Below are 25767 nucleotides of genomic sequence, written 5' to 3' on the forward strand. Positions count from 1 at the left end.
AAAAAGGCGACCTTTCGGTCGCCTTTCGGGGTTCACAAGTCGAAATCAGAAATCGTCTTCGACGTGACCGTCCTTGACCTTGAACTCGCGGTTCTGCAGGTAGGCGTTGCGGATGAAGGTGTACTTGTCGCCGCTGATCAGCTTCTCGCTGGACAGCAGGCTGGCGCGGGTGTCGACGATGTTCAGGCCGTAGATGGTGTTACGCGCCGGGATGTCGTTCATGTAGCGGTACGGTGCGGTGTAGGTATCCACGTACTTGGACGGTGCATCACGCAGGGTGCTCGGGCCGAGCAACGGCAGCATCACGTACGGACCGCTGCTGACACCCCAGTAGCCGAGGGTCTGGCCGAAATCTTCGTCGCTGCGCTGCAGGCCCATCTTGGTGCCCACATCGAAGAAGCCCAGCAGGCCGAAGGTGGTGTTGAAGATCAGACGCGCGGTGTCGACACCGGCAGCGGCCGGTTTGGCCTGCAGGATATTGTTCGCCAGGTTGGTGATGTCACCGACGTTGCGGAACATGTTGTGGATGCCGTCTTCCAGGAATTGCGGCGTTACATATTCATAGCCCTGCGCCAGAGGTTTCAGCGCGTAGGTGTCGACGAAATCGTTGAACTGGAAGATCGGACGGTTGACGCTTTCCCAAGGGTCTTCTTCCGTTGCCGCCTGGGCAACGAACGGAACCAGCATCACGCTGGCGCATACACAAAGCTGAGCGAGAGGGTTGCTCCAGCGCATAGAAAAACTCCTTGGATTGTACATACGCGGCATGCGGGCCACGGTCATAAGAGGTGCAGTATAAGACGGAAACAAGGTTTTAGGCATTTCCGGCGTGAACACCTCTGTAGGACGCATCGTCACGCACTTGTCATCCAACTGTCACCGGCCATGCTTAGCCTGACTTCTATTTCAGGGACGTTTTCCATGCCTCAAGCCGAAGCCTTGCCCCTTTCAGCACCCAACCTGACAGCCGTGCTGTTCGGGCTCAGCGGCTGCCTGGTGGACTTCGGCGCCCGCGCCCGTCATCACGCCAGCCCCGGCACAGAGCACGCCGACGCCACACCGGGCGCGCTCGACAGCCTGCACAGCCTGCAGCGCCAGCTGATCCCCTGCGCCTGGCTCGATGATTTACCCCCTGCCCTCACCCAGGTGCTTGCATCCGGATTGCCGGGCTGGATCAAACCTTCGCAACATTCGGCAACACACAATCCCTGGCCGGCACCGAATGCCTGCTGGCAAGCCCTGATGACGTTGAATGTCGATCGCCTGGACGGCTGCGTGCTGGTCAGTGGCGAACCACGCCTGCTGCAATCGGGCCTGAATGCCGGGTTGTGGACGATTGGCCTGGCGTCCTGCGGCTCACTCTGCGGCCTGGCCCCGAACGAATGGCAAGCCCTCAGCCAGAAAGAACGTGAACAACTGCGCGGCAAGGCCACGGTGCAGCTGTTCGGCCTGGGCGTGCACTCGGTGATCGATCATCTGGGCGAACTCGACACCTGCCTGGCCGACATCAGCCTGCGCCGTCTCAAAGGCGAAAAGCCCTGACCGGGATCATGCAGGTTGCAGCAGAGTGGATTAGTCTTAAGGAGAGCCATAGACCTTTGGCGCACGGCTGCGGTCTATGCCAGTGCCTCTCGATAAAAGGAAAACACCATGCCCGCCCGCGAACTGCAAGAACAGCTCAATACCCTGCGCGAGCAACTGGATCAGAATCCGCCGCTGTCGGAAGCCGAGCGCGCAGACCTGCACGCACTGATGCAACAGATCGAACTGGAACTTGAACTGGAAACCAAGACACAGGATTCCAACCTCGCCGACGGCGTGAACCTGGCCGTCGAACGCTTCGAACTCGAACACCCCACCATCGCCGGCACCCTGCGCAACATCGTGAATTCCCTGGTCAGCATGGGAATCTGAAACCCGCAAATACAAAAAAGCCCTGCCAGTGATGGCAGGGCTTTTTCATGTCCGCGTTGCGGGTTACTGACGAACCAGACGATGGTTCGGCAACTGCACGCTTTCAGTGCTGCGATACGGGTTGATGTCCAGCCCGCCCCGGCGCACATAGCGTGCAAACACCGTGAGTTTTTCCGGTTTCAGCAAACGCTGCAGGTCGAGGAAAATCCGCTCAACGCATTGCTCGTGGAAGTCCGAATGCTGGCGGAAGCTGACGATGTATTCCAGCAGACTGGCGTGATCCAGCGCCGCGCCACGGTATTCCACCACCACGCTGCCCCAGTCCGGCTGGCTGGTCACCGGGCAGTTGGATTTGAGCAGATGGCTGTGCACGCTCTCCTCCACCACTCGCGAATCGTCGCAGCGCAGCAGTTCAGGACGCGGATGTTCGTAGTTGCTGACGCTGATATCCAGATCGTCGATGCACACGCCCGGCAGCGCAACCACGCCTTCGGCCTCAACCTCTTTCAGGCTGCGAACCCGTACGCCCACCGGCTTGCCGGCAGCGGCGGACAAGTCCTTGACCAGGGTCGCTTCCAGGCTCGCTGTATCGGCGAACGGGGTCTGGTTCAACGAGTTCAGGTACAACTTGAACGACTTGGATTCAATGATGTTCGGCGAGTCCGCCGGAATGCTGAACTCGCCGATCGCCACCACCGGTTTGCCCGACGGCAGCAGCCACGACAGTTCGAAGCAGTTCCAGAAATCCACACCTTTATACGGCAGGGTCTCGGCGGTCAGGCCCAGCTCCGCCCACTTCGCGGTGCGCGGAATCGGGAACAGCAGGGACGGAGTGTAAGTGGCGATGTATTCGCTGGACTTGCCCAGCGGCGAATGTTCGGCTGCGGGATGCATGGCGGAAACCTGACTGAAGAATCAGCGGATTCTATCAGCCTTTGCTCCCGCCTTTGAGTGCTTACTGACTGACAGTCAGTTTGCCGACCATTCCGGCCTGGTAATGCCCGGGAATGTTGCAGGCAAACTCCAGGCTGGTCGCCTTGCTGAAGGTCCAGGTCAACTCGGCGGTCTTGCCGGGCTCGACCAGCACGCTGTTGGGGTCGTCGTGCTTCATGACGTGCCCCATCGACGCATGATCCATCCCCGCCATGTCGTGGGACATTTCTTTCATGCCGGTCGGCGTCAGCATGCCGCTTTGCTGCATCTGCAACATTTCCTGCTGATGTTTGGCATGCATCGCTGCATCGCCGAGGTTGAATTCGTGCAGCAACTGGCCTTTATTCACCAAAACAAAACGAATGGTCTCACCGGCCTTGATGTCGATGGCCTTCGGATCGAACGACATGTCGCCCATCACCACTTCAATGCTGCGACTGGCCTTGGCAGCCGGGGCCGGCTGACCGAAGTCATACGTGTGCGCAGGGTCGGCCCAGACGGATGAACTCAGCGCCAGCAAACAGGCGGCGACGGCCAGAGGGTTGCGCAAAAACATAGTCATACTCCAACAAGAAAAGGTTCAGCCTGTGGGAAACTCTAGCCCGCCCGCGCTGGCAGCTACCTGACAGGCAGATTACAACTTTGTCAGGTTGGCGCTTGTGACAATGTCCCACGGTATAAAGCTTTCGATCCTACAACCCCGAGTTGCCCATGAAACTGCTGATCGTCGAAGACCAACCGAAAACCGGCCACTACCTGCGCCAGGGCCTGACCGAGGCCGGTTTCAATACTGAACTGGTGGCGGACGGCAACACCGGGCAACAACTGGCGTTGAGCGGTGACTACGCCCTGCTGATCCTCGACGTGATGCTGCCCGGGCGCAATGGCTGGCAGATTCTGCAAGCGGTACGCAGTGCCGGGCTGGAAACGCCGATCCTGTTTCTGACCGCCAAGGACACTGTGGAAGACCGGGTTCATGGCCTCGAGCTGGGCGCCGACGACTACTTGGTCAAGCCGTTCGCCTTCTCCGAACTGCTGGCCCGGGTGCGCAGCCTGTTGCGCCGCGGCAGCACCGCGCCTCAGGAAACCTGCCTGCAACTGGCCGACCTGCGTCTGGACCTGATTCGCCGCCGCGTCGAGCGCAGCGGCCAGCGCATTGACCTCACCGCGAAAGAGTTTGCCCTGCTGGAAATGCTCCTGCGCCGCCAGGGCGAAGTGCTGCCCAAATCCCTGATCGCCTCGCAGGTCTGGGACATGAACTTCGACAGCGATACCAATGTGATCGAAGTGGCGATCCGCCGCCTGCGCCTGAAAATCGACGATGACTTTCCCGACAAACTGATCCACACCGTGCGTGGCATGGGTTACGTGCTTGAAGAGCGTCCCGTCTGATGCGCCGCCTGTCACTCGGCAGTCGGCTGGCGTTGCTGTTCGCCGCGTGCACCGCGACGGTTTCGCTGGTGGCGGGCGTGGTTTTCAATCGGGCCAGTGAGGCGCACTTCATTGAACTCGATCAGCAATTGCTCGAAAGCAAGCTGATCAATGTGCGTCAGACGTTGCTGAGTGGCAGCGACGCCGCACATATCACCGAAGAGTTGAGCCAACAGGGCGATGTCTCGTTACGCATAAGCGGCCCCGAGGGTCAGCGCTGGTTCGGCCGATCCCTGCAAATGCCGGCGAACCTGCCACAATCACCCGGCCTGGCCACCATCAACGACAACGGCACCGACTATCGCCTGCTCAACGCCCCGCTCCAGCCGGAACAACCTGACTCCGCGCAATTGACCTTGCTGCTGGACATCACCCATCACCAGCACTTCCTGCAACGCATGCAGCATCTGATCTGGCTGACCGTCGGTCTTTCGGCGCTGGCGACCGCACTGTTGGGCGCCTGGGCGGCACGCAGTGGCTTGCGTCCGTTGCGCCGTATGAGCGCCGTGGCACGCGGGATTTCGGCCCAATCGCTGAATGCCCGACTCCCGGAAGCGCAGATGCCTGCAGAACTCACGGAACTGGCCCACAGCTTCAACGCCATGCTCGGACGTCTCGATGACTCCTTTCAGCGACTTTCGGCGTTCTCCGCCGACATCGCCCATGAACTGCGCACCCCGCTGTCGAACCTGCTGACCCACACACAAGTCACCCTCACCCGGCCACGCCCGCTCGAAGACTACCGCGAGGCCTTGCACAGCAACCTCGAAGAGTTGCAATGGATGGCGCAACTGGTCAACGACATGCTTTATCTGGCCAAGGCCGACCATGGATTGCTGATGCCCAAGCGCGAACCGCTGAAACTGGCGGAAGAAGCCGATGCGTTGCTGGAGTTTTTTGCACCGCTGGCCGAAGACGCTCAGGTCAGCCTGAGCCGTGACGGTCAGGGGCTGTTCGAGGGTGATCGCGCGATGTTGCGTCGGGCGCTGTCGAATCTGCTGGATAACGCTTTGCGCTTTACCCCGCCTGCGGGCGATGTACGCGTGCAGATAGCCGAGCAGGCGAAATCCTTGAGAGTGACCGTCGAGAACAGTGGCGAAGGGATTTCTTCGGAGCTGTTACCGCGTTTGTTCGACCGCTTTTACCGGGCTGATCCGGCACGCCAGGAAGGCAGCAGCGAACATGCGGGATTGGGGCTGGCGATCACTCAGTCGATCATCAGGGCCCATGGCGGGCAGATTCATTGCGAATCGGCCCAAGGCTGGACGCGGTTTGTGATTGAGTTGCCGCAAAACGATTGAGGCCGGCAATGCCGGCCTCAATGGGTGACCTTACGAGTAACGCAACGCGTGCGCCGGCTCGATCTTCGCCGCCCGCCAGGCCGGGTAAACCGTGGCCAGGAAGCTGAGGATGAAACCTGCCGAGCAGATCAGCAGCACGTCGCCGCCCTGCAATTCCGAGGGCAGGTTACTGACGAAATACACGTCGGAACTGAAGATGTGCTGCCCGGTCACTCGCTCGACCCAGCCCACCATTTCACTGACGTTCAGCGCAGCAATCACGCCCAGCACGCCACCAATGATGGTGCCGACAATGCCGATCACCGTGCCCTGGACCATGAAGATCGCCATGATCTGCCGTGGCGTGGCGCCGATGGTGCGCAGGATCGCGATGTCCGCGCCCTTGTCGTTCACCACCATGATCAAAGTCGCGATGATGTTGAACGCCGCCACCGCGACGATCATCAGCAGCAACAGGCCGATCATGGTCTTTTCCATTTTCATCGCGCTGAACAGGCTGCCCTGGGTGTGGGTCCAGTCGTCAGCCTTGAAATCAGTGCCCAGGCCGGTAGCGATGTCCGACGAAACCTTCGGCGCGGCATACAAGTCTTTCACCGCCAGACGCACGCTCTGCACCTGATTCGGCTCCCAATGCTGCATGGTCGCGGCGTCGGAGACGTGGATCAGGCCCATGGAACCGTCCAGCTCGGCGCCGACCTTGAAGATGCCGACCACATTCAGACGCTGCATGCGCGGAGTGATGCCACCGGGCGCAGTGCTGACTTCCGGCACGATCAGGGTGATCTTGTCGCCGACGTTCAGGCGGAAACGCCGGGCCGTGATTTCACCCAGCACCACGCCGAACTCGCCCGGCTTCAAGGCATCGAGACGGCCCTGCACGATGTGCTGGGCAACGATCGACACCTTGCCTTCCTGGGCCGGGTCGACGCCACTGATCTGGATCGGCTGCATCATGCCCTTGTAGGACAGCATGCCTTCCATCTCGGTGAACGGCACGGCGGCAGTCACTTCCGGATTCTTCAGGGCGGCAGCAGCCACCGGCTGCCAGTCGTCAATCGGCTTGACGCCGACGATGGTCGCGTGAGGCACCATGCCGAGGATGCGCGAGCTCATTTCACGCTGGAAGCCGTTCATCACCGACAGCACCACGATCATCGCCAGCACGCCGAGGGCGAGACCGATCATCGAGGTCATCGAAATGAACGAAACAAAGCGATTGCGGCGCTTGGCGCGGGTATAGCGCGTGCCGATAAAGATCGATAACGGTCTGAACATTCGCTGGGGCACCGTATAAAAATAAAAGACCCGACGCCTTTTCAGGCATCGGGTTTCAAGCCGTCAGATGGGGGTCAGGCAACCTTCCTGCAGTTGCAGGACGCGGTCCATCTGGCGAGCCAGGTTCATGTCGTGAGTCACCACCAGAAACGCCGTGCGCATCGAGGTGCTGAGTTCCAGCATCAGGTCCTGAATGCCTTCGGCGGTGTGGGAGTCGAGGTTGCCGGTCGGCTCGTCGAGCATCACCAGGCCCGGGTTGTTCACCAGTGCACGGGCAATGGCCACGCGCTGGCGTTCGCCACCGGACAGCTCGGCCGGTTTGTGTTCCAGACGATGGCCCAGACCCACTCGCTCCAGCAACGCCGTGGCCCGCTGACGCGCTTCCGGGATTGCGGTCTTGCCGATCAGCAGCGGCATGCAGACGTTTTCCAGTGCGGTGAATTCCGGCAGCAGGTGGTGGAACTGGTACACGAAGCCGAGCGCACGGTTGCGCAGCAGGCCGCGCTTCTTCTCGCTCAGCGCCGACAGCTCTTCACCGTCGAGCCAGACGCTGCCCTTGGTCGGCGTATCGAGACCGCCCAGCAGGTTGAGCAAGGTACTTTTGCCCGAACCGGATTTGCCGACGATCGCCACGCGTTCGCCCGGGTGCAACTCCAGTTGCAGGTTGGCCAGCACCTCCACCGACTCCGGGCCTTCCTCGTAGGACTTGCCCAGGTTGCGGCAGCTCAGGATTGCTTTTTCACTCATGCCCGACTCACTCATAACGTAGCGCCTCCGCCGGCTGGGTGCGCGCGGCACGCCAGGCTGGATACAGGGTGGCGAGGAAACTCAGGACCAACGCAGCGGCGCAGACCATGATCACATCCTGGCTCTGCACCTGCGATGGCAGGTAATCGATGAAATACACGTCGGCGCTGAGGAACTTGTGCCCGATCAAGCCTTCGAGTGCCGAAATCGCCGCGCTGACATTGAGCGCCGCCAGGATTCCGACCACGGCGCCGATGGCCGTACCGACCACGCCGATCACCGTGCCCTGCACCATGAACGTGCGCATGATCGTGCCCGGCGTGGCGCCCAGCGTGCGCAGGATGGCGATGTCGCCTTTCTTGTCGTTCACCACCATCACCAGCGTGGAAATGATGTTGAACGCAGCAACCGCGACGATCAGCAGCAACAGCAGGCCGATCATGGCTTTTTCCATGCGGATCGCCTGATACAGGTTGCCGTGGGTACGGGTCCAGTCGCGGGCGTAGTAATGGTCCTCGCCGAGCCGCTGGGCGATGTTCCACGCTTCACGCGGTGCCTGGAACAGATCGTCGAACTTCAGGCGCAGGCCTTGCACCTGATCAGGCTTCCAGCGGTGCATCTTCGCCAGATCCTGCAGGTTGGTGACGCCCAGGTAACCGTCCAGTTCACCGGCGCCGACATGAAAGATGCCGACCACGGTGAAGCGTTTCATGCGCGGGAACATCCCGGCCGGGGTCACGCTGACCTCCGGCGCGACGAAGGTGATCTTGTCACCGATGCCCACGCCGAGCTTGGTCGCGGCCTTGTCGCCGATCACGATGCCGAAGCTGCCCGGCGTCAAATCGTCGAGTTTGCCCTGCTTCATGAAGTTGTCGATGATCGAGACGTTGCGTTCCAGCGCCGGATCGATGGCATTGAGCAACACCTTGGACACCTGGCCGTTGTTGGTCAGCAGGCCCTGCATCTGGGTGAACGGCGCGACGGCCGCCACCTGCGGGTTCTGCTTGACCTTGGCGGCCAGGCTCGGCCAGTCGCTGATGGCTTCACCGGATTCGATGGTCGCGTGGGGCACCATGCCCAGCACGCGGGTGCGCATTTCATGATCGAAGCCGTTCATCACCGACAGCACCACGATCATCACGACCACGCCAAGGGCGAGCCCGATCATCGAAGTCAGGGAAATGAACGACACAAAATGATTGCGACGCTTTGCACGGGTGTAACGCGTGCCGATAAATACGAAGAGAGGTCTGAACATGTCGGGGCTTGTTCGGAGGGAAAAGGAACGTCCTTGTGGCGGGGGTCGATAACCAGCTTTACACTCAGACCACCGCCGCTACCATGGGTTCGCCATGTCGACATTAGATGAAGAAGATCGCCGCGAATACTACCGTATCGAGGATTCGATCGCACTGGAAATTCGGCCCCTGTCCGCTGCCGAAGCCGCAGGCCAGGAAGTGTTGCAGGATGCTTCCCCGTTATTCAACGTGCTCAGTGAACTGCACCTGAGCGAATTCGAATCTCAGCACCTGTTGCGACAGATCAACGAACGCGACCGTGCCATCGCGGCATTCCTGAAATCCCAGAACAAACGCATCGACCTGCTCAGTCAGGTCATCGCCCTGACCGCACTGGGGCAGATCGGCGAACCGCAACCGGTGATCATTTCCGAGGGCGGTGTCGACTTCCAGAACCCGACACCGATAGCCGCCGGCTCGCGCCTGTCGGTAAAAATGGTGTTGATGCCACAGGCCCACGGCCTCCTGCTGCGCGCCCGGGTCACCCATTGCGACCGCAAAGGCGACGGCTACGACATCGGCACCGAGTTCGAACACCTGACCGATGCCCAGCGCCAGTTGCTCGCCCGCTATATCTTGCAAAAGCAGGCCCAGGAACGACGCCTGGCCCGCGAACAGAACGAATCAGGCATTTAATTAAGGAAGAACCGTGACCCTTATCTACGGCCACCGCGGCGCCAAGGGCGAAGCACCGGAAAACACCCTGACCAGCTTTCAGGAATGTCTCAAGCACGGCGTACGCCGTTGCGAACTGGACCTGCACCTGTCCAAAGACGGCGAGCTGATGGTCATCCACGACCCGACCCTCAAGCGGACCACCGAGCGCCGTGGCAAGGTGGTCGAGCACACCGCCGCCGATCTGGTGACCTACGACGCCCGCAAGGGCGGCCCTGGCTGGATCAAGCCGTGCCCGATTCCGACCCTGGAAGAGCTGTTCGAGAAATGTGATTTCGATCACTGGCAGCTCGAAGTCAAAAGCGCGTCACGCACCCGCGCCGCGACGACCGTTCTGGCCATTCGTGAAATGGCGGTCAGGCACGGGCTGCTCGACAAGGTGACGATCACCTCGAGTTCGCGGGAAGTATTGAAGGCGGCGCTGGATCTGGTACCGGACGTGTCACGGGGCCTGGTGGCCGAGTATGCCTGGCTCGACCCGCTGAAGGTCGCGGCAAGCTACGGCTGTGAGATTCTGGCCTTGAACTGGACGCTGTGTACGCCGGAGCGCCTGCAGAAGGCGCAGCGTCAGGGGCTGCATGTGTCGGTATGGACCGTCAACGAGCCTGCGCTGATGCGCAGACTCGCCGACTTCGGCGTTGACAGCCTGATTACAGACTTTCCCGGTTTGGCCACTGCCACCCTCGGGAATTGCTGAAATCGGTCTCCCCGGCCGGCTCAGGCCACCGGCCGGAGCCGCTCAAAAAAGCCGGTTGAGGCCGTCGTATGCCGCTACCCGATAGGCTTCGGCCATGGTCGGGTAGTTGAACGTGGTGTTGACGAAGTACTTCAGGGTATTGAGTTCACCCGGCTGGTTCATGATCGCCTGACCGATGTGCACGATCTCCGACGCCTGATAACCGAAGCAGTGAACGCCCAGCACCTGCAGGGTTTCGCGGTGGAACAGGATCTTCAGCATGCCTTGCGGCTCGCCGGCGATCTGCGCCCGCGCCATGCTCTTGAAGAACGCCTTGCCCACTTCGTACGGCACCTTGGCCTGGGTCAGTTCCTGCTCGTTCTTGCCGATCGAGCTGATCTCCGGAATGGTGTAGATGCCGGTCGGCACGTCATTCACGAAACGCCAGCTGCCATTGTCGACGATACTGCCGGCCGCCGAGCGACCCTGGTCGTGGGCGGCACTGGCCAGGCTTGGCCAGCCGATCACGTCGCCGGCGCCATAGATATTCTGCACGCAGGTGCGGTAGTTTTCGTCGACTTCGATCTGGCCGCGGCTGTTGACCTTGATCCCGATGTTTTCCAGGCCCAACTGGTCAGTGTTGCCGGTACGGCCGTTGCACCAGAGCAAGGCGTCGGCCTTGATCTTCTTGCCGGACTTCAGGTGCAGGATCACGCCGTTGTCCACGCCTTCGACACGGTCGTAGTCTTCGTTGTGACGCACGGTGATGTTGTTGTTGCTGAAGTGGTAGCTCAACGCCTGGGAGATTTCCGAGTCGAGGAAGCTCAGCAACTGACCGCGGTTGTCCACCAGCTCGACGAGCACGCCCAGACCACTGAAGATCGATGCATATTCGCAACCGATCACACCGGCGCCGTAAACGATCAGTTTGCGCGGGGTGTGGCCGAGGCTGAGGATGGTGTCGCTATCGTAGATACGCGGGTGGTGGAAATCGATGTCCGCCGGGCGATACGGACGCGAACCGGTGGCGATGATGATGTGCTTGGCCACCAGTTTCTCGACCACGCCGTTGGCGCAGACCACTTCGATGGTCTGCTCGTCGGCGAAGCTGCCGGTGCCGAAGAACACGTCGACGCGGTTACGGGCGTAGTAGCCGGTACGCGAAGCGACTTGCTTGGAGATGACTTTCTCGGCGCTTTTCAACACGTCCGGGAAGGAGAACCAGCGCGGCTCACCGATCGCACGGAACATCGGGTTGGTGTTGAACTGCATGATCTGCCGCACCGAGTGACGCAGGGCCTTGGACGGGATGGTGCCCAGGTGGGTGCAGTTACCGCCGACCTGGCGACGGCTGTCGACCATCGCCACCTTGCGCCCTGCTTTGGCGGCGTTCATTGCCGCGCCTTCTCCCGCCGGGCCGGAACCCAGCACCACCACGTCGTAGTTGTAGACAGCCATGCGTACTCCTCAGAACAGGCCGCGGTGCCAACAGCACCGGCGGCTAAATCACGCCGAACGACGGCGCGAAGGAACAATTGGGGGCCAGTTGAAAACCCGGACACAGTCTATAGAAGCGTCAACGCCGCGCACATTAACCCTTGGTCGCGTCGTAGGCTACTTTTGCCTGCACTACAACGCCAGCTTTCGCATTGCTTCGGGTCAATTTTTTGCGCCACTGAGCCGTTCGAACGCCGGACTGGTGCGGGTGACGAAACCTGTATCGGCACGAATTACAAAGAATGCACCAATGTCATGTTTTTCGGCATAGTCCCAGGCCTTTTCCGGGCCGAGAATCAGCAACAGCGTCGATAGTCCATCAGCCATCAAGGCTGAAGGATGAATTACCGTGACTGACGCCAGGTCGTGTACGACGGGCGCTCCGGTACGGGCGTCAAAGGTGTGGGAATAACGCCTTCCGTCCTGCTGAAAATAGTTGCGGTAGTCGCCGGACGTGGAGAGTCCATAGCCATCGACATTAATGACGCGCTCTGCCACCTGCTGATCGTCTCGCGGCTCTTCCAGAGCAATACGCCACGGCGAACCATCGAGTTTCTTCCCGGACGCCTTGAGCTCGCCTGTGGCCTCGGCGAGATAATCATGAATGCCCATGGCATTAAGTCGCGCAGCGATAGTGTCGACCGCATAACCGGCAGCGATGCTGTTGAAATCAACCTCGACCGCCGCGTCCTTGCACAACCGGTCGCCATCGATACGCAAATGCCGGTAACCCACCCGCTTCTGCACCTCGGCCAGCGCATCGGCGTTCGGGACTTTTTCTTCGCGCCCTTGTGGACCGAAACCCCAGAGATTAAGCAGCGGCTCCACGGTCAGGTCGTAGGAACCTTCGCTTTGTTGTGACAGCTGCTCGCCAACCCGCACCAGTTCAAGGATCGGTGCGGGCATGGTCTGACAGCGATCGGCGGGCAATGCGTTGAAACGCGAAATATCGGAGTCGGCGCGGTAGGTGGACATTTGCTGATCCACGTCGGCGAGGATCTTCTCCACTTCGACGCGGACATCCTGCGGCGCCGGGAGATTGGCCCGGCGCACGTACTTGATCGAATAGGTGCTACCCATGGTCGGGCCGCCGAAGCTCTCCATGGAGTCGCCATTGCCGCAGCCGGACAAAACGCCAAGCAGACCCACGAAAAGCACAAACCGTCCAGTTAACAATTCTTCATCTCCGAGCAAAACCGCGCCGGCCATTATGGCCACAGAGCCCGCTCGCTCCCAAACGGCTGCACCGCTTTCATACAAAATCAAAAAAGTGAGTACCTGAACATGTCCTCCTCCACGGGCAAAGGCAAAGCGATTTTTCGCGTTGTCAGCGGCAACTTTCTCGAGATGTTCGACTTCATGGTCTACGGCTTCTACGCCACGGCCATCGCCAAGACCTTCTTCCCTACCGATAGCGCTTTCGCTTCCCTGATGCTTTCGCTCGCCACCTTCGGCGCAGGTTTCCTGATGCGCCCGCTGGGGGCGATCTTCCTTGGCGCCTACATTGACCGACACGGTCGTCGTCAGGGCCTGATCATTACCCTCGCACTGATGGCGGCCGGCACCGTGCTGATCGCCTGCGTGCCGGGCTACGCCACCCTTGGCGTCGCTGCGCCGCTGATCGTGCTGTTCGGCCGATTGCTGCAAGGCTTCTCGGCCGGTGTGGAACTGGGCGGCGTGTCGGTGTACCTGGCGGAAATCGCCACGCCGGGGCGCAAGGGCTTCTTCGTCAGCTGGCAGTCCGCCAGCCAGCAAGCGGCCGTGGTGTTCGCCGGCCTGCTGGGTGTCGGCCTCAACCACTGGCTGAGCCCGGACCAGATGGGCGACTGGGGCTGGCGCGTGCCGTTCCTGATCGGCTGCATGATCGTTCCGGTGATCTTCGTCATTCGTCGCTCGCTGGAGGAAACCCCGGAATTCCAGGCGCGCAAACATCGCCCTACCCTGCAGGAAATCGTCCGCTCGATTGGTCAGAACTTCGGCATCGTCCTCGCCGGCATGGCGCTGGTGGTGATGACCACCGTGTCGTTCTACCTGATCACCGCCTACACCCCGACCTTCGGCAAGGCGGAACTGCACCTGTCGGACTTCGATGCGCTGCTGGTCACCGTGTGCATCGGCCTGTCGAACTTCTTCTGGCTGCCGGTAATGGGTGCACTTTCCGACAAGATCGGACGCAAACCCCTGCTGCTCGGGGCGACGATCCTGGCAATCCTGACCGCCTACCCGGCGCTGTCGTGGCTGGTGGCGAACCCGAGCTTCAGCCATCTGCTGATCGTCGAGTTGTGGCTGTCGTTCCTGTACGGCTCGTACAACGGCGCGATGGTAGTGGCGCTGACCGAAATCATGCCAGTGGAAGTGCGCACGACCGGTTTCTCGCTGGCCTACAGCCTGGCCACGGCGACCTTCGGCGGATTCACTCCGGCAGCCTGCACTTACCTGATCCATGTGCTGGACAACAAGGCGGCACCGGGGATCTGGCTCAGTGGCGCAGCCGTATTGGGCCTGGTCGCGACCTTGGTGCTGTTCCGTGGCAACAAGCACGAACTGCGCACGGCACAAGCCGCCATGCCCCGCTGACCCGAATCGCGCACAAACAAAAACGCCCCGACAATGTCGGGGCGTTTTCATTTGCAGCTAAGGCTTAGCGCGGGAATGCTGGCGGGTTTACACCGGCCATGTCTTCCATCACGCGAACCACCTGGCAGCTGTAACCGAACTCGTTGTCGTACCAGACGTACAGAACAACGCGGTTATCCTGAGTGATGGTTGCCTCGGCATCCACGACACCGGCGTGACGCGAGCCCACGAAGTCAGTGGAAACCACTTCCTGCGAGCTGACGTAATCGATCTGCTTGTGCAGATCCGAGTGCATGGCCATCTGGCGCAGGTACTCGTTGATTTCTTCGCGAGTGGTGGCCTTTTCCAGGTTCAGGTTCAGAATGGCCATCGACACGTTCGGCGTAGGTACGCGAATCGCGTTGCCGGTCAGCTTGCCCTTGAGCACTGGCAGCGCCTTGGCAGCGGCAGTGGCAGCACCGGTCTCGGTGATAACCATGTTCAGCGGCGCGGCGCGGCCACGACGGCTGCCCTTGTGGAAGTTGTCGATCAGGTTCTGGTCGTTGGTGAACGAGTGAACGGTTTCGACATGGCCATTGACGATGCCGTACTGGTCGTTGACGGCCTTGAGCACCGGTACGATGGCGTTGGTGGTGCAGGACGCCGCCGAGATGATCTTGTCGTCAGCAGTGATGTCGCCGTGGTTGATACCGTGAACGATGTTCTTCAGCGCGCCCTTACCCGGTGCGGTGAGAATCACGCGAGCAGCGCCCGGGCAGGCCAGGTGCTGGCCCAGACCGTCGGCATCACGCCATACACCGGTATTGTCTACGATCAGCGCGTTTTCGATGCCGTACTGGGTGTAGTCGACTTCGCTCGGGCTCTTGGCGTAGATCACCTGGATCAGGTTGCCGTTGGCGGTGATGGTGTTGTTTTCTTCGTCGATGGTGATAGTGCCATCGAACGGGCCGTGTACCGAGTCACGACGCAGCAGGCTGGCACGCTTGACCAGATCGTTCTCGGCGCCTTTGCGCACGACGATGGCGCGCAGACGCAGGCCGTCGCCACCACCGGTTTTTTCGATCAGGATGCGCGCCAGCAGACGGCCGATACGACCGAAGCCGTAGAGCACGACATCAGTGCCTTTACGCGCGGAGGCATTTTGCTGACCCACGACATCGGCCAACTCTTCGCGAACGAATTGTTCGGCCGTGCGGCCATTGCCTTCAGCGCGGAATTTGAACGCCAACTTGCCCAGATCCACCGAAGCCGCGCCGAGCTTGAGCTCGCTCATGGCCTTCAGCAGAGGGAATGTTTCGTGGACGGAGAGTTCGCTATCGTCGGAAGAACGATGGCGAGCAAAGCGGTGAGCTTTGAGAATCGCGATGACAGACTGGTTGATCAGGCTGCGGCCATAGATCGAGCTCACCACGTTGTTATTGCGGTAGAGCTGACCGATAAGCGGAATCATCGCTTCTGCGAGTGCTTCACGGTCGATCCATTCACCAAGACACTGGTCGGGCTTCTGAGTCACGGGAACCTTCCACATGTAGGGGCAGAAAAAAGGGGCTACATTATGCCGCCGAGAACCTCTTGTAGCAATGCGCGCTTGTCGCGCAATCGGTAACAAAATTCGCTCCAAAAAAATAACGCTCTGCGCCAGCCCAGTAAAACCGGGGCTTCCAGCGCAGCCGGTTTTTCGACGACTGTTAGACGATGTCTGTAACCCTCCGTAACACCACCCACTTTCGGCACTACATAATCGTCAAAAAAGTGCTGGTTTTTATGGTTACCACTACATTTCGCCGAAACCGTGCAGATAGACGCAGTCTGCAACTGACAGGCGGCACCGGACGCCGCTACAATTACCGACTTTGTCGCAACGCCTGGAGCTCAACCTTCCGTGCCTGTTCTGCGTCTACCGCTTCTCCCTGCCGCGGCAGGTAAACAGCACTGGGGCAACCTCCCCGGTGCCGCCCTGAGCCTGGCGATTGCCGAGGCTGCCAGCGCTGCCAAGCGCTTCACGTTACTGCTGACCGCCGACAGCCAGAGTGCCGAACGGCTGGAGCAGGAGCTGAGCTTCTTCGCCCCGGATTTGCCGGTGCTGCATTTCCCCGACTGGGAAACCCTGCCCTACGACCTGTTCTCGCCGCACCAGGACATCATCTCCCAGCGCATCGCCAGCCTTTATAGACTGCCGGAGCTGGAGCATGGCGTGCTGGTGGTGCCGATCACCACCGCCCTGCATCGCCTGGCGCCGACCAAATTCCTGCTCGGCAGCAGCCTGGTGCTGGATGTCGGTCAGAAGCTCGACGTCGAGCAAATGCGCTCGCGGCTCGAAGCCAGCGGCTATCGCTACGTCGATACGGTTTACGAACACGGCGAGTTCACCGTACGCGGCGCACTGATCGACCTGTTCCCGATGGGCAGCAAGCTGCCGTATCGAATCGACCTGTTCGACGACGAAATCGAAACCCTGCGCACCTTCGACCCGGAAAACCAGCGCTCCATCGACAAGGTCGATTCGGTCAAGCTGCTGCCGGCCAAGGAATTCCCGCTGCAGAAAGAAGCGGTCACCCGGTTCAAGGCGCGTTTTCGCGAGCGTTTTGATGTCGACTTCCGCCGCTGCCCGATCTTTCAGGATCTGAGCAGCGGTATTACCCCGGCCGGCATCGAGTACTACCTGCCGCTGTTCTTCGAAGAAACCTCGACCCTGTTCGATTACCTGCCCCAGGACACTCAGGTGTTCTCGCTGCCGGGCATCGAGCAAGCGGCGGAAAACTTCTGGAACGACGTGCGCAATCGTTATGAAGAACGCCGCGTCGATCCATCGCGTCCTTTATTGCCGCCCGCCGAACTGTTCCTGCCGGTGGAAGACTGCTTCGCCCGCCTGAAGAACTGGCCGCGCGTGGTCGCCAGCCAGCAGGACGTGGAAACCGGCGTCGGCCGTGAGCGCTTCCCGGCACAGGCCTTGCCGAATCTGGCGATCGAAGCCAAGGCTACGCAACCGCTGGCGGCACTTTCCGCCTTCCTCGACGAATTCCCGGGACGCGTGCTGTTCACCGCCGAATCCGCAGGCCGACGCGAAGTGCTGTTGGAGCTGCTGGACCGTCTGAAGCTGCGACCGAAAACCGTCGACAGCTGGCCGGACTTCGTCGCGAGCAAGGATCGCCTGGCGATCACCATTGCCCCGCTCGACGAAGGCCTGATGCTGGATGACCCGGCGCTGGCACTGGTTGCGGAAAGCCCGCTGTTCGGCCAGCGCGTGATGCAGCGTCGCCGTCGCGAAAAACGCGCCGACGCCAACAACGACGCGGTGATCAAGAACCTCACCGAGCTGCGCGAAGGCGCGCCGGTGGTGCACATCGACCACGGTGTCGGCCGCTATCTCGGCCTGACGATTCTGGAAATCGACAACCAGGCTGCCGAATTCCTGACCCTCGAGTACGCCGAGAACGCCAAGCTCTACGTGCCGGTGGCCAACCTGCACCTGATCGCCCGCTACACCGGCAGCGACGATGCACTGGCGCCGCTGCACCGCCTCGGCTCCGAGACCTGGCAGAAAGCCAAGCGCAAGGCTGCCGAACAGGTGCGCGACGTGGCTGCCGAACTGCTCGACATCTATGCCCGCCGCGCCGCCCGCGAAGGTTATGCGTTTGCCGATCCGAAAGCCGATTACGCAACCTTCAGCGCCGGCTTCCCGTTCGAGGAAACCCCGGACCAGCAATCCACCATCGAAGCCGTTCGCGAAGACATGCTCGCACCGAAACCGATGGATCGACTGGTCTGCGGTGACGTGGGTTTCGGCAAGACCGAAGTGGCCATGCGCGCCGCGTTCATCGCGGTGCATGGCGGCAAGCAAGTGGCGATCCTGGTGCCGACCACCCTGCTCGCCCAGCAGCACTACAACAGCTTCCGTGACCGCTTCGCCGACTGGCCGGTGACCGTGGAAGTGATGAGCCGCTTCAAGTCCGCCAAGGAAGTGAACGCTGCCGTCGCCGAACTGGCCGAAGGCAACATCGACATCGTCATCGGCACCCACAAGCTGCTACAGGACGACGTCAAGATCAAAAACCTCGGGTTGGTGATCATCGACGAAGAACACCGTTTCGGTGTCCGCCAGAAGGAACAGCTCAAGGCCCTGCGCAGCGAAGTCGACATTCTGACGCTGACCGCCACGCCGATTCCGCGCACGCTGAACATGGCGGTGTCGGGCATGCGCGACCTGTCGATCATCGCCACACCGCCGGCGCGACGCCTGTCGGTGCGCACCTTCGTCATGGAGCAGAACAAGAGCACGGTCAAAGAGGCCTTGCTGCGTGAGCTGTTGCGTGGCGGTCAGGTCTACTACCTGCACAACGATGTGAAGACCATCGAAAAATGCGCCGCAGAACTGGCCGAACTGGTGCCGGAAGCGCGGATCGGCATCGGCCACGGGCAAATGCGCGAACGCGAACTCGAACAGGTGATGAGCGACTTCTACCACAAGCGCTTCAACGTGCTGATCGCCTCGACCATCATCGAGACCGGCATTGACGTGCCGAGCGCCAACACCATCATCATCGAGCGCGCCGACAAGTTCGGCCTGGCGCAGTTGCACCAGTTGCGCGGCCGCGTGGGTCGTAGCCACCACCAGGCTTACGCCTACCTGCTGACACCGCCACGCCAGCAGATCACCGGCGATGCGGAAAAACGTCTGGAAGCGATTGCCAATACTCAGGATCTGGGCGCGGGCTTCGTGCTGGCCACCAACGACCTGGAAATCCGTGGCGCCGGAGAACTGCTGGGCGATGGCCAGAGCGGTCAGATTCAGGCCGTCGGCTTCACGCTGTACATGGAAATGCTCGAGCGCGCGGTGAAGTCGATTCGCAAGGGCGAACAGCCGAACCTCGATCAACCGCTCGGCGGCGGCCCGGAAGTCAACCTGCGGGTGCCCGCACTGATTCCGGAAGATTATCTGCCGGACGTGCACGCACGCCTGATCCTGTACAAGCGCATCGCTTCGGCCACCGACGAGGAAGGCCTGAAAGATCTGCAGGTGGAGATGATCGACCGCTTCGGGCTGCTGCCGGAGCCGACCAAGAATCTGGTGCGCATCACGGCGCTGAAATTGCAGGCCGAGCAGCTGGGCATCAAGAAAGTCGATGGCGGCCCGCAAGGCGGACGCATCGAGTTCGCGGCGCAGACGCCGGTCGACCCGATGACCCTGATCAAACTGATCCAGAGTCAGCCAAAACGCTACAAATTCGAAGGTGCCACGATGTTCAAGTTCCAGGTGCCGATGGAGCGCCCGGAAGAGCGCTTTAATACTGTAGAGGCGCTGTTCGAGCGCCTCATTCCGAAAACTGTTTGAAGGACGCCGCATGCGCCTGTTTCGCTCACTGACCTTGTTGTTGACGCTGGTCGCCCCTTCGGCATTTGCCGATGACCTGTATCAGGTCGAAATGATTCTGGTACGCCAGAACGCCGTGCCGGCCATTGTCAGCCGCGCCGCGCCAGAAGACTGGGCGGCCGGCGCCCAGCGTTTGGGCGATGACAGCAAGCGCACCACAGCGCTGAACGACGTCGCCAACAAACTCACCGCCAGCGGTGAATACAGCGTGCTGATGCACAAGGCCTGGCAGCAGACACTCGGCGAGACGCCGGCGAAGGTCGCGGTCAGCGAAGGTCAGGAGCAGTTCGGTCAGTTCCCGGTCGAGGGCACGATTGAAATGAAACTCGGGCGCTTCACCGATGTGAACGCCGATTTCTGGGTCAACCAGATCGATGCCAACGGCATGGTCACCGCCAGCGAACGCCTGAAGCAGGAAAGCCACACCAAGAACGGCCAGCTCAACTACCTGGACAACGGCCACCTCGCCCTGCTGATCAAGATCACTTCACTGACGGCGCCTGCGCCTCGGGAAGCGCCTGAAGTCGTTCCGGACTGATTGAAGTCCTTATGTCCCCGCCTCTGAGTAAACCGCTGGCCTCCTCCTGGGTCAGCCGGTTCAAGGAACAAAGCCTGGAGCGTGGCCGCCGCTACGCCCTGGAAAACCGGGTGCGGATCGTGCAGGTCGGCGATGCGACCATTACCGCCAGTTGCGAAGGCTCTGGTGGCAACATTTATCGTCAGACGATTCATCTGCGCGAGTCAGCCAAAGGCACGTTATTGATGGTCGACGCCACATGCACCTGCCCGGTCCACAGCAACTGCAAACACTGTGCGGCGGTCTTGCTGCAAGTGCAGGAAACCCTCGAATACCCGGCCGCCGCCAAAGACGCCGAACTGCTGGAAAAGCTCCAGGCCGTACTGGAAAACCGCAGCCCCAAGGCTCCGCCGCAAGTGCTGGTGGACAACGTGCAACCGGTGCCGCGCCTGTGGCTGGCCAGTGTCGAGTTCAGCGCTTTCGAGCCGCGCAACGGCAAGATGCAGCGCTACATCCAGCATCGTGCGGCGCTGTCTTTCAGCTACCTCGACGAATACGTCAGCGGCCAGAAAAACAGCGACATCCTGATTCGCCAGGAAGCGCAGACGCTGCGGGTCAAACGCCAGCCGGACGTCGAGCAAAGCTACCGCGAGCAACTGCGAATTCTCGGCTTTCGCATCGCCACCCGACAAAGCAAGGCACTGCCGGAAAGCGCCGGCGAACTCTACGAGATGGTCAACGACAGCGCCTGGCTGACGTTCACCCTGAACGATCTGCCGAAGCTGCGCACCCAAGGCTGGGAATTGCTGGTCGACGATGAATTCGGCTTCGACCTGACAGCCGTGGACGACTGGTACGCCACCGTCGAGCAGACGCCAGAGCGGGACTGGTTCGATCTGGAACTGGGCATCATCGTCAATGGCGAACGCCTGAGCCTGCTGCCGATCTTGCTGAACCTGATGCGCTCGCACACAGAAATCCTCAACCCCGAACGCCTCGCCCGGCGACGGGACGATGAGCTGATTCTGGTGAACATTCCGCAACGCAACAGCGAGCACGGGCCGTTGCAAGTCGCCCTGCCCCTTGGCCGGTTGAAACCGGTGCTGGCGACGCTGGGCGAGTTCTATCTGCAAGAGCCGGGCGAAACCACCCTGCGCCTGAGCAAGGCCGACGCCACACGCCTGAACTCGCTGGAAGGCATTCCTCTGCTGTGGGAGGGTGGCGAGCAGATTCGCAGCTTCGCCCAACGCCTGCGTGATATCCGCGACTACAGTGCCGAAGCGCCACAAGGGCTGAACGCGACACTGCGCCCTTATCAGCTCGAAGGCTTGAGCTGGATGCAGTCGCTGCGGCAACTTGAGGTTGGCGGGATTCTCGCGGACGACATGGGCCTGGGCAAAACCCTACAGACCCTGGCGCATATTCTCAGCGAGAAAAACGCCGGGCGACTGGATCGACCCTGCATGGTGGTGATGCCCACCAGCCTGATCCCCAACTGGCTGGACGAAGCGGCGCACTTCACGCCACAGCTCAAAGTGGTGGCCCTGTACGGCGCCAGCCGCAAAAAGCATTTCGAACACCTGGCCGATTACGACCTGATCCTCACAACCTATGTGCTGCTGCCCAAGGATGTCGAGCGTCTCGTACAGCAACCGCTGCATGTATTGGTGTTGGACGAGGCGCAATACATCAAGAACCCGAACAGCAAGGCCGCTCAGGCTGCCCGCGAGCTGAACGCCCGTCAGCGCCTGTGCCTGAGCGGTACGCCACTGGAAAATCACCTCGGCGAACTGTGGTCGCTGTTTCATTTCCTGCTGCCCGGCTGGCTCGGCGACGTCAAAAGCTTCAACGCCGATTACCGCGTGCCGATCGAAAAGCGCGCCAGCGAAGTCAGACTTCAACACCTCAACGGTCGGATCAAACCCTTTCTGCTGCGTCGCACCAAGGAACAGGTCGCGACCGAGTTGCCGCCGAAAACCGAGATCATCCATTGGGTCGAGCTCAACGAGGCGCAGCGCGACGTGTACGAAACCATGCGCCTGGCCATGGACAAGAAGGTGCGCGACGAGATCACTCGCAAGGGCGTGGCGCGCAGCCAGATCATCATTCTCGAAGCGCTGCTCAAGTTGCGTCAGGTCTGCTGTGATTTGCGCCTGGTCAACGACGCCACCCTGCCCGCTCGCGGCAGCACCTCGGGCAAGCTCGACAGCCTGATGGAAATGCTCGAGGAGCTGTTTGAGGAAGGGCGACGGATCCTGCTGTTTTCACAGTTCACTTCGATGCTGTCATTGATCGAGGACGAGCTGAAAAAGCGCAATGTCCCCTATGCACTGCTGACAGGACAGACTCGGGATCGGCGCACGCCTGTGAAAGAATTCCAGAGCGGCAAGCGTCAGATCTTTCTTATCAGCCTGAAGGCTGGCGGTGTGGGTCTGAACCTGACGGAAGCGGACACCGTGATTCACTACGATCCGTGGTGGAACCCGGCGACCGAAAACCAGGCCACCGACCGTGCGTATCGCATTGGCCAGGAGAAGCCGGTATTCGTCTACAAGATGATTGCCCGGGGCACGGTCGAGGAGAAGATTCAGCATCTGCAGAAGGAAAAATCCGACCTGGCGGCCGGCGTGCTGGATGGGCGCAAGGCCGGGGACTGGAAGTTGCAGAGCGATGATATCGAGGCGCTGTTTGCGCCGTTGCCGGACAAGTTTGAAAAGCGCTGAGATCCTCAGCGCCTGTTCGTTCGAGTCATTCCGGAGCCGGACTCAGCCCTTGAGTACCCGCGCCAACGTCGACTTCACCTTACCCATCCCGTCATGCAGCGCCTGCTCGATCTCGGCCATGGTGATCACCGCCGTGGTCTTGCCCGCCGCCGGGTTCACCACCAGCGACAGACAGGCGTAATCCAGATCCAGCTCACGGGCCAGTGCGGCTTCCGGCATGCCGGTCATACCAACGATGTCGCAGCCGTCACGCTCCAGACGCACGATTTCCGCCACGGTTTCCAGTCGCGGGCCCTGGGTGCAGGCGTAAACGCCTTGATCACTGTATTCGCAACCTTCAGCGGCCAGCGCTGCAATCAGTTGCTGACGCAGCGGCTCGCTGTAGGGAAAGCTGAAGTCGATGTGTGTGACATGTTCCAGATCATCGGCGAAATAGGTGTGCTCGCGACCGCTGGTGTAGTCCACGATCTGATGCGGTACGCAGAAATGTCCGGTGCCCATTGCAGGATGAATCCCGCCCACGGCGTTGACTGCGATGATTGCTTCGGCCCCTGCCTGCTTCAACGCCCACAGATTGGCGCGATAGTTGACCTTGTGCGGTGGGAAGCGATGCGGATGACCGTGGCGAGCCAGGAACAGCACTTCCTTGCCGGCGTATTCACCGATCTGGACTTCAGCCGATGGCGCACCATAAGGCGTATCCACTGCCAGCGACTGACGAATGCTCAGGCCTTCCAGCTGGGTCAGGCCGGTGCCGCCGATAATTGCGTAAACCGTCATAGCGAAAAATCCTTAATCGATCAGTTGAGCGTCTTTGAGGGCGCCGACAGCGGTCAGCCAGCGCGGGTCCTGACGGTATTCGGTATTGGCGAACGCCTGACCACGCATGCGTGAGATGCGTGGCGACGGCTTGACCTTCATGCGTTGCGCGGCGCTCAGGGCCAGCTCGGCGGCAGCACGATCGTTGCACACCAGGCCCATGTCGCAACCGGCGCTGAGTGCCGCTTCGATACGACTCGCCGCATCGCCCACCACATGCGCGCCCGCCATCGACAAGTCATCACTGAAGATCACACCGTCGAACTGCAATTCGCCGCGCAGGATGTCCTGCAACCAGCGCCGGGAGAAACCAGCGGGCTGTGCGTCGACTTGCAGGTAAATGACGTGGGCCGGCATGACGGCGGCCAGTTGCTTGCTGAGTCTGGCGAACGGCACCAGGTCGTTGGCGCGGATCTCTTCGAGGCTGCGCTCGTCGTTGGGGATGGCGACGTGGGAGTCGGCTTCCGCCCAGCCGTGGCCGGGGAAGTGCTTGCCGGTAGCCGCCATGCCGGCACTGTTCATACCTTTGATGAAAGCACCGGCAAGCAGTGCCGCACGCTCCGGATCGCCTTCGAATGAACGAGTGCCAACCACGGCGCTGCGCTGGTAATCCAGATCCAGCACCGGCGCGAAGCTCAGGTCGAGCCCGACTGCCAGCACTTCTGTAGCCATGATCCAGCCGCATTGCTCAGCCAGGTACTCGGCATTCGGGTTATCAGCAATCGCCCGCATGGCGGGCAGGCGTACGAAGCCCTGACGCAGACGCTGGACGCGACCGCCTTCCTGGTCCACCGCCAGCAGCAGATCCGGGCGAATGGCACGGATCGCCGCGCTCAGCTCGCGCACCTGACGCGGGTGCTCGATATTACGGGCAAAAATGATCAGGCCGCCCACTTCGGGCTGGCGCAACAATTGGCGATCTTCGGCCGTCAGCCAGGTACCGGCGACGTCCACCATCAACGAGCCTTGCAGGCCAGCAGTCATAGAGATTCCTTGAAAACGAAAAACCCGTCGCCCACGAAACCACCACCAGAGGTATTGCCCGGCAGATCGGTGATTTCAATGAGAAACGGGTTCAGAACGAGAGTCGGCATGGGCGGCTAGCTTAGCGGATGTCCGCTGCCACGCCCACCCATGGACAGTTAAACCTTGGCAGGCGCCGGTGTCGATTTGCTGCGAGGACGCAACTGCGCGGTGGCCATTGCGGTGTCGGTGACACCGGTTTCGGCACGCATGCCGGCGGCCAGGAACGGCACCATCAGGCGCATCACCTGCTCGATGGAGGTGTTGACGCCGAAATCAGTCTCGGCAATCGCACGCAGGGCCTTGATACCCGACATGCTGAATGCCGCAGCGCCGAGCATGAAGTGCACACGCCAGAACAGTTCGATAGGAGGAATGCGTGGCGCCGCTTCATTTACCAGCAACATATAGCGGCGGAAGACCTTGCCGTACATGTCTTCCAGGTAACGGCGCAAGTGACCCTGGCTTTGGCTGAAGGCCAGCCCGAGCAGGCGCATGAAAATCGACAAGTCGTTGCCACTGCGAGGCTGAACCACAAGAGCTTGCTCGACGAGGATTTCCAGCAGCTCTTCAAGCGAAGGCTTGTTCTCTGGCTTGGCCTGACGGCGCTCCAGCTCTTTATCGAGGCTGATGCAGAACGGACCGAGAAAACGCGAGAAAACCGCCTGGATCAGCGCCTTCTTCGAACCGAAGTGATAGTTCACCGCTGCGAGGTTGACCCCGGCCTTGCTGGTGATCAGACGCAATGAGGTTTCGGCGAAACCTTTTTCCGCGAACAGCTGTTCTGCAGCATCAAGAATGCGTTCAACGGTTTCCGACTGGGCCATGGCTACTCCGCCTGACAAACACTTGTTTGAAACATACGTTTCAGCCTGTGCCTTGTCAAGCCTGCCGGTTCGTTTTGGGAATGGTCGGTCAGATATTTAACCACAACAAGGACGCCACATTAATCGACGCCGTCACTGACCGTCCGGCGGTCTGGCAAAAAAC

At 60.8% G+C, this 25767-nt stretch carries 22 protein-coding genes; 10 read left to right on the forward strand and 12 right to left on the reverse strand.

Annotated elements, in window-relative coordinates; genetic code table 11:
* Positions 1-45 precede the first annotated feature (45 nt).
* A complete protein-coding gene (locus DLD99_RS19235) occupies positions 46-735 on the reverse strand; it encodes an MlaA family lipoprotein (protein WP_085713162.1) in 690 nt (229 codons plus the stop codon).
* Positions 736-921: 186 nt separating this feature from the next.
* On the opposite strand from DLD99_RS19235, the gene pcrP reads away from it, so the two are divergent.
* A complete protein-coding gene (gene pcrP, locus DLD99_RS19240; RefSeq protein ID WP_114884369.1) occupies positions 922-1542 on the forward strand; it encodes an HAD superfamily inactivated hydrolase PcrP in 621 nt (206 codons plus the stop codon).
* Positions 1543-1650: 108 nt separating this feature from the next.
* The gene (locus DLD99_RS19245) at positions 1651-1914 is read left to right on the forward strand and encodes a DUF4404 family protein (RefSeq protein WP_085713160.1); all 264 of its coding nucleotides are present in this window, start codon (positions 1651-1653) and stop codon (positions 1912-1914) included.
* 63 nt (positions 1915-1977) lie between these two features.
* Here the strand turns inward: DLD99_RS19245 and queF are convergent, their stop codons facing one another.
* Positions 1978-2808, reverse strand: coding sequence for an NADPH-dependent 7-cyano-7-deazaguanine reductase QueF (gene queF, locus DLD99_RS19250; RefSeq protein ID WP_114884371.1), 831 nt, complete (start codon positions 2806-2808; stop codon positions 1978-1980).
* A gap of 61 nt (positions 2809-2869) precedes the next feature.
* Complete coding sequence (gene copI / locus DLD99_RS19255; RefSeq protein ID WP_085713158.1) at positions 2870-3403, reverse strand: copper-resistant cuproprotein CopI; 534 nt, start codon at positions 3401-3403, stop codon at positions 2870-2872.
* A gap of 155 nt (positions 3404-3558) precedes the next feature.
* Between copI and DLD99_RS19260 the strand changes: the two genes are divergently transcribed.
* A complete protein-coding gene (locus DLD99_RS19260; RefSeq protein WP_085713157.1) occupies positions 3559-4239 on the forward strand; it encodes a heavy metal response regulator transcription factor in 681 nt (226 codons plus the stop codon).
* Positions 4239-5579: a heavy metal sensor histidine kinase gene (locus DLD99_RS19265; protein ID WP_114884372.1), complete on the forward strand. Its 1341-nt coding sequence runs from the start codon at positions 4239-4241 to the stop codon at positions 5577-5579. The genes DLD99_RS19260 and DLD99_RS19265 overlap by 1 nt, the downstream gene beginning before the upstream one ends.
* Before the next feature lie 30 nt (positions 5580-5609).
* Here the strand turns inward: DLD99_RS19265 and DLD99_RS19270 are convergent, their stop codons facing one another.
* The 3 genes from DLD99_RS19270 to DLD99_RS19280 form a co-directional block, all read right to left on the reverse strand.
* A complete protein-coding gene (locus tag DLD99_RS19270; protein ID WP_065260718.1) occupies positions 5610-6854 on the reverse strand; it encodes a lipoprotein-releasing ABC transporter permease subunit in 1245 nt (414 codons plus the stop codon).
* A 63-nt stretch (positions 6855-6917) separates the two neighbouring features.
* Positions 6918-7601 (reverse strand): lipoprotein-releasing ABC transporter ATP-binding protein LolD, encoded by a 684-nt coding sequence (lolD, locus tag DLD99_RS19275; protein WP_167443782.1) that lies wholly within the window; start codon positions 7599-7601, stop codon positions 6918-6920.
* 7 nt (positions 7602-7608) lie between these two features.
* Complete coding sequence (locus tag DLD99_RS19280) at positions 7609-8859, reverse strand: lipoprotein-releasing ABC transporter permease subunit (RefSeq protein ID WP_114884374.1); 1251 nt, start codon at positions 8857-8859, stop codon at positions 7609-7611.
* Between the two features lie 94 nt (positions 8860-8953).
* On the opposite strand from DLD99_RS19280, the gene DLD99_RS19285 reads away from it, so the two are divergent.
* Together DLD99_RS19285 and DLD99_RS19290 are read left to right on the forward strand one after the other, a co-directional pair.
* Complete coding sequence (locus DLD99_RS19285; protein ID WP_085713152.1) at positions 8954-9535, forward strand: PilZ domain-containing protein; 582 nt, start codon at positions 8954-8956, stop codon at positions 9533-9535.
* Between the two features lie 13 nt (positions 9536-9548).
* Complete coding sequence (locus tag DLD99_RS19290; protein ID WP_085713151.1) at positions 9549-10271, forward strand: glycerophosphodiester phosphodiesterase; 723 nt, start codon at positions 9549-9551, stop codon at positions 10269-10271.
* Positions 10272-10313: 42 nt separating this feature from the next.
* Here DLD99_RS19290 and sthA read toward each other — a convergent pair whose 3' ends face one another.
* Both sthA and DLD99_RS19300 read right to left on the reverse strand, forming a co-directional pair.
* Positions 10314-11708, reverse strand: a complete 1395-nt coding sequence (gene sthA / locus DLD99_RS19295; protein WP_085713150.1) for a Si-specific NAD(P)(+) transhydrogenase — start codon at positions 11706-11708, stop codon at positions 10314-10316.
* A gap of 201 nt (positions 11709-11909) precedes the next feature.
* Positions 11910-12956, reverse strand: coding sequence for an FAD:protein FMN transferase (locus DLD99_RS19300; protein ID WP_114884376.1), 1047 nt, complete (start codon positions 12954-12956; stop codon positions 11910-11912).
* 75 nt (positions 12957-13031) lie between these two features.
* Here DLD99_RS19300 and tcuC point away from each other — a divergent pair, with 75 nt between their 5' ends.
* Complete coding sequence (tcuC, locus tag DLD99_RS19305) at positions 13032-14324, forward strand: MFS transporter (RefSeq protein ID WP_114884378.1); 1293 nt, start codon at positions 13032-13034, stop codon at positions 14322-14324.
* Positions 14325-14388: 64 nt separating this feature from the next.
* Here tcuC and DLD99_RS19310 read toward each other — a convergent pair whose 3' ends face one another.
* Positions 14389-15852 carry a glyceraldehyde-3-phosphate dehydrogenase gene (locus tag DLD99_RS19310; RefSeq protein ID WP_085713147.1) on the reverse strand — a complete coding sequence of 488 codons (1464 nt, stop codon included), beginning with the start codon at positions 15850-15852 and terminating at the stop codon, positions 14389-14391.
* 354 nt (positions 15853-16206) lie between these two features.
* Between DLD99_RS19310 and mfd the strand changes: the two genes are divergently transcribed.
* The 3 genes from mfd to DLD99_RS19325 are packed head-to-tail and all read left to right on the forward strand — an operon-like array spanning position 16207 to position 22935.
* Positions 16207-19656: a transcription-repair coupling factor gene (mfd, locus tag DLD99_RS19315; protein ID WP_085713146.1), complete on the forward strand. Its 3450-nt coding sequence runs from the start codon at positions 16207-16209 to the stop codon at positions 19654-19656.
* 10 nt (positions 19657-19666) lie between these two features.
* Positions 19667-20233, forward strand: a complete 567-nt coding sequence (locus DLD99_RS19320; RefSeq protein WP_114884380.1) for a CsiV family protein — start codon at positions 19667-19669, stop codon at positions 20231-20233.
* Between the two features lie 11 nt (positions 20234-20244).
* The gene (locus DLD99_RS19325; protein ID WP_114884382.1) at positions 20245-22935 is read left to right on the forward strand and encodes a DEAD/DEAH box helicase; all 2691 of its coding nucleotides are present in this window, start codon (positions 20245-20247) and stop codon (positions 22933-22935) included.
* 42 nt (positions 22936-22977) lie between these two features.
* Here DLD99_RS19325 and DLD99_RS19330 read toward each other — a convergent pair whose 3' ends face one another.
* From DLD99_RS19330 to DLD99_RS19340, 3 genes are all read right to left on the reverse strand, one after another.
* Positions 22978-23715: an S-methyl-5'-thioinosine phosphorylase gene (locus DLD99_RS19330; RefSeq protein ID WP_085733486.1), complete on the reverse strand. Its 738-nt coding sequence runs from the start codon at positions 23713-23715 to the stop codon at positions 22978-22980.
* 12 nt (positions 23716-23727) lie between these two features.
* The gene (gene nagZ, locus DLD99_RS19335; RefSeq protein WP_208647536.1) at positions 23728-24726 is read right to left on the reverse strand and encodes a beta-N-acetylhexosaminidase; all 999 of its coding nucleotides are present in this window, start codon (positions 24724-24726) and stop codon (positions 23728-23730) included.
* A gap of 170 nt (positions 24727-24896) precedes the next feature.
* Positions 24897-25604, reverse strand: coding sequence for a TetR/AcrR family transcriptional regulator (locus tag DLD99_RS19340; protein WP_085713141.1), 708 nt, complete (start codon positions 25602-25604; stop codon positions 24897-24899).
* Between the last annotated feature and the right edge of the window lie 163 nt (positions 25605-25767).

This window comes from Pseudomonas kribbensis, assembly GCF_003352185.1.
GTDB classification, from domain to species: domain Bacteria; phylum Pseudomonadota; class Gammaproteobacteria; order Pseudomonadales; family Pseudomonadaceae; genus Aquipseudomonas; species Aquipseudomonas kribbensis.